This is a genomic window from Arthrobacter sp. Y3223164 (assembly GCF_059091005.1).
Window position 1 is genome coordinate 1 of record NZ_JBNHGF010000220.1, and the last position, 4,811, is coordinate 4,811.

4 protein-coding genes are annotated in these 4,811 nt (G+C 67.8%); 3 read left to right on the forward strand and 1 reads right to left on the reverse strand.

Annotated features, from left to right (window positions below; genetic code table 11):
- Positions 1–587, reverse strand: a 587-nt coding sequence (locus tag AC5RUJ_RS11210; RefSeq protein ID WP_494155874.1) for a DUF3417 domain-containing protein, incomplete at its 3' end; no start/stop codon positions are given.
- A 146-nt stretch (positions 588–733) separates the two neighbouring features.
- Here AC5RUJ_RS11210 and AC5RUJ_RS11215 point away from each other — a divergent pair.
- From AC5RUJ_RS11215 to AC5RUJ_RS11225, 3 genes are all read left to right on the forward strand, one after another.
- Positions 734–2,782: an alpha-1,4-glucan--maltose-1-phosphate maltosyltransferase gene (locus tag AC5RUJ_RS11215; protein WP_494128125.1), complete on the forward strand. Its 2,049-nt coding sequence runs from the start codon at positions 734–736 to the stop codon at positions 2,780–2,782.
- On the forward strand, positions 2,782–4,581 hold the full coding sequence (treS, locus tag AC5RUJ_RS11220) for a maltose alpha-D-glucosyltransferase (protein WP_494002334.1): 1,800 nt from the start codon (positions 2,782–2,784) through the stop codon (positions 4,579–4,581). The genes AC5RUJ_RS11215 and treS overlap by 1 nt, the downstream gene beginning before the upstream one ends.
- Positions 4,574–4,811, forward strand: a 238-nt coding sequence (locus AC5RUJ_RS11225; RefSeq protein WP_494155875.1) for a maltokinase N-terminal cap-like domain-containing protein, incomplete at its 3' end; no start/stop codon positions are given. The genes treS and AC5RUJ_RS11225, both read left to right, overlap by 8 nt.

The following is a 4,811-nucleotide window of genomic DNA, read 5'->3' on the forward strand; positions in this document are numbered from 1 at the left end:
AGCGTGACCTGGGCCGGCTGCCCGTCCGGCTCGCGCAGCAGCGTCAGCGGCAGGCCGTCCGGGTCCAGGACGGGGTACGTCTCCTGCTGCCATGCGTCGCGGCTCAGCGACTGCTTAAAGTAGCCGGCGGCGTAGAGCAGGCCCACGCCCACCAGCGGCACGCCCAGGTCGGACGCGGCCTTCAGGTGGTCGCCGGCCAGGATGCCCAGGCCGCCGGAGTACTGCGGGAGCACATGGGAGATGCCGTACTCGGGGGAGAAGTAGGCGATCGACGCCGGTGCGTCCGCTCCCAGCGTCTGGTACCAGCGGTCCTCGGTCAGGTACTGCTCCAGGTCGGCGTCCAGTTCCCGCACCCGCGCGACGACGTCCCGATCGTCGGCCAGCGCCCGCAGCCGTTCGCGGGTGAACGAGCCGAGCAGGGCGACGGGATCCTGGCGCACCTCGGACCAGGCCTGAGGATCCAGTTGTTCAAAGAGTTGCTGGGTGGGCCGGTGCCAGGACCAGCGGAGGTTGCCGGCCAAGCGGGCCAACGGAGCAATGCTCTCGGGGAGGACAGTTCGGACAGTAAATCTGCGGATTGCCTTCACCCGGCCTAGGCTAGCGCAGATCCCCTGCGCCGTTGATGGCCGGCGGGTGAATGCGCGTCGAACTGGCCGTCAACCCGGTCGCAGGGCGTGGGGATCCTTCGCAATCGGGAAGGAATCTCGCTAACGTCTGTCTTGTGACGACTTCGATGCAGGAGCAGAGTACGACCCAGCCAGCCCCCCGCCTGAAGTTCGGCCGGATCCCGGTGGTCGACGTCTGGCCCGTGGTCGGCGGCGGCGAGTTTCCGGCCAAGGCGATACCGGGCGAAGACCTGGAGGTAGCCGCCACCGTCTTCCGCGAGGGGCACGACAAGATCGGCGCGACCGCGGTGCTGTTCGACCCGGACGGCCGGCCCGTCCAGCGGGCAAGGCTGACGCCCGGCGCGCCCGGCACCGACCGCTGGCACGGGACCCTCCGGCCCACCGGTACCGGCCTCTGGACCTTTCACGTGGAAGGCTGGGGAGACAATTACGCCACCTGGCGGCACAACGCCGAGGTGAAGATTGCCGCCGGCGTGGACGTGGACCTCATGCTGGCCGAGGGCCGGCTGCTGCTGGAACAGGCCGCGGGCCAGGGCGGGCGGCCGGAAGGCAACGCGCAGGTGCTGCGCGCCGCCGCCGCCGCGCTCGCAGACGGATCGCTCACCGTGCATGAACGTTTGGCCGCAGGAACCTCGGAGGCCGTGCTGGACGCCGTGAACAGCCATCCGATCCGCAGCCTGGTCAGCCCCTCGAAGCGGTACCCCATCCTCGTGGAGCGTGAACGGGCCGGCCGCGGCGCCTGGTACGAATTCTTCCCGCGCTCCGAGGGCGCGCATTACGACCCGGCGAACGGGCGCTGGACCTCCGGCGACTTCACGACGGCGGCCGAGCGGCTTCCGGCCGTCGCGGCCATGGGCTTCGACGTGGTGTACCTGCCGCCCATCCATCCGATCGGCGAGGTCAACCGCAAGGGACCGAACAACACGCTGACCGCCGGACCCGGCGACCCGGGATCGCCGTGGGCCATCGGATCCAAGGACGGCGGGCATGACGCCATCCACCCCGACCTGGGCGGATTCGAGGAGTTCGACGCCTTCGTGGCCGCCGCCGAGGCGCTCGGCATGGAGGTGGCCCTGGACCTGGCGCTGCAGGCCGCCCCGGACCACCCGTGGGCCACCGAGCATCCCGAATGGTTCACCACGCGGGCCGACGGCACGATTGCCTACGCCGAGAACCCGCCGAAGAAGTACCAGGACATCTATCCGCTGAACTTCGATAACGACCCGCGCGGCCTGTCCGAAGAGGTCCTGCGGATCGTGAAGCTGTGGATTTCGCACGGCGTGAAGATTTTCCGGGTGGACAACCCGCACACCAAGCCCCTGTGGTTCTGGGAATGGCTGATCGGCACGGTGAACCGCGAGCACCCTGAGGTGGTGTTCCTGGCCGAGGCCTTCACCCGGCCGGCCATGATGCACGCGCTGGGCCGCGCGGGCTTCCAGCAGTCCTACAGCTATTTCACCTGGCGCAACACCAAGGAAGAGATCGAGGAATACTTCACCGAGATCAGCCACGAGACGGCGCCGTTCTTCCGGCCGAACTTCTTCGTCAACACCCCGGACATCCTCACCGAGTACCTGCAGTACGGCGGCCCCGCCGGGTTCAAGGTCCGGGCCGTGCTGGCGGCCACGGCCAGCCCGCTCTGGGGCGTCTACGCCGGCTACGAACTCTACGAGCACGTGGCCCGGCCGGGCGCCGAGGAATACATCGACAACGAAAAGTACGAATACAAGGCCCGCGACTTCGCCGCCGCGGAGGCCGAAGGGCGCTCGCTCGCCCCGTACCTGACCCGGCTCAATGCCATCCGGCGGGCCCACCCGGCGCTGGGCGACCTGGGCAACCTTACCGTGCACCGCAGCACCGACCCGGCCACGGTGGTGTACTCCAAGCACAAGGCGCACCTGCCCGAAAGCCACGGCGGCGGGCGGGACACGATCATCGTCGTCGTCAACGTGGACCCGCACAGCGCGCGCGAATCGACGGTCTCGCTGGACCTGACGGCGCTGGGGCTGCGGGAGGAGGACCTTAACGACGACGGCACGTTCTGGGTCGATGACCTGCTCAGCGGGCAGAGCTGGCGCTGGGGCGAACACAACTACGTGCGGCTGGACGCACACGTGGAACCCGCCCACATCCTGCACATCCGAAGGAACCGCTGATGGCCGGCCCCTTCCAGCTGCACGCTCCGGGGCTGACGCATGACCCCCACTGGTACCGCAAGGCAGTGTTCTACGAGGTGCTGTTGCGGGGCTTCGCCGACTCCAACGGAGACGGATCGGGCGACTTCTCCGGGCTGATCGACAAGCTGGACTACCTGCAGTGGCTGGGCGTCGACTGCCTGTGGATCCCGCCGTTCTTCAAGTCCCCGCTGCGGGACGGCGGGTACGACGTCGCGGACTACTTCGACGTGCTGGACGAGTTCGGCACCATCGGCGACTTCAAACGCCTGGTCGCCGAGGCCCACGCCCGCGGCGTCCGGGTAATCATCGACCTGCCGATAAACCACACGTCGGACAAGCACGACTGGTTCGAGCAGTCCCGGCGTGACCCGGAGGGGCCGTACGGAGACTTCTATGTCTGGTCCGACACGGACGAGAAATACCAGGACGCGCGGATCATCTTCGTGGACAGCGAGGATTCGAACTGGGCGTTCGACCCGATCCGCCGGCAGTTCTACTGGCACCGGTTCTTCAGCCACCAGCCGGACCTGAACTTCGAGAACCCCAAGGTGATCGAGGCTTTGTTCGACGTCGTGCGCTTCTGGCTGGACCAGGGGATTGACGGTTTCCGCGCGGACGCCATCCCGTACCTGTTCGAGGAAGACGGGACCAACTGCGAGAACCTGCCCGCCACGCACGCCTTCCTGCAGGACCTGCGCGCACTGGTGGACACGGAATACCCCGGCCGCGTGATCATCGCCGAAGCCAACCAGCTGCCACACGAGGTGGTGGAATACTTCGGCCAGCCCGACGGCGACGGCGGGCTGCGCCCCGAATGCCACATGGCCTTCCACTTCCCGATCATGCCGCGGCTGTATTACGCGCTCCGGGACCAGAAGGCCGCCCCGATCATCGCCACCATGGAGCAGACTCCGGCGATCCCGGCCGGGGCCCAGTGGGGAACGTTCCTGCGCAACCACGACGAACTGACGCTGGAAATGGTCACCCGCGAAGAACGTGAGGCGATGTTCGGCTGGTACGCGCCGGATTCCCGGATGCGGTCCAACATCGGAATCCGCCGCCGGCTGGCCCCGCTGCTGGACAACTCGCGCGCAGAAATCGAACTGATTCACGCGCTGCTGCTGTCGCTGCCGGGCAGCCCGTTCCTGTATTACGGGGACGAGATCGGCATGGGCGACAACATCTGGCTCGAAGACCGCGATGCCTCCCGCACCCCGATGCAGTGGAACCCCGACCGCAACGCCGGCTTCTCCACCGCGGACCCCGGCAAACTGTACCTGCCGGTGGTGCAGTCGCTGGTCTATCACTACAACTACGTCAACGTCGAGGCGCAGCTGGCGCACAACAGTTCGCTGCTGCACTGGGTGCGCCAGATGCTGGCCGTGCGCAAGGCCCATCCCGCCTTCGGCCTGGGCACCTACCGGAACGTGCCGGTGGACTCCGAATCGGTGCTGGCCTTTCTGCGCGAATTGCCGGAGGACAATCCGGAAGGCCTGGAGAAAGAGGTGCTGCTGTGCGTGTTCAATCTGTCGCAGCACCCGGTGGCGGCACCGCTGCGGCTGCCCGAATTTGCCGGCCGGGGGCTGCGCGACACGTTCGGAGGCGTCCCCTTCCCGGCCTTTGACGACGCCGGCCAGCTCACGCTGACGCTGGGCAGCCACGACTTTTTCTGGTTGCGGCTGCGTTCGGCCGCGTCCAACCCCGCATCTCCACAGACCGAGACACTCCCAGTCATCAGACCCGCGACTGAAGGAACAGAGGTGGCATCACATGCCTGATTTCACGCCGAGCCTGCCCGAACTGCTGCACCAGTGGCTCCCCGCCCAGCGTTGGTTCCCCGCCAAGGGCCAAGAGTCGGTCCTGCGCCGGCTGGGCGGCATCCGCTTGCCGGACCCGGCCGGGGCAGTGGGACTGGAAGTGCACATCGTGGCCGTGCACACCGCCGACGCCGTCCACGTTGTCAACGTGCCGCTGAGCTACCGCCGGGAGCCCCTGGCCGGCGGGGAGG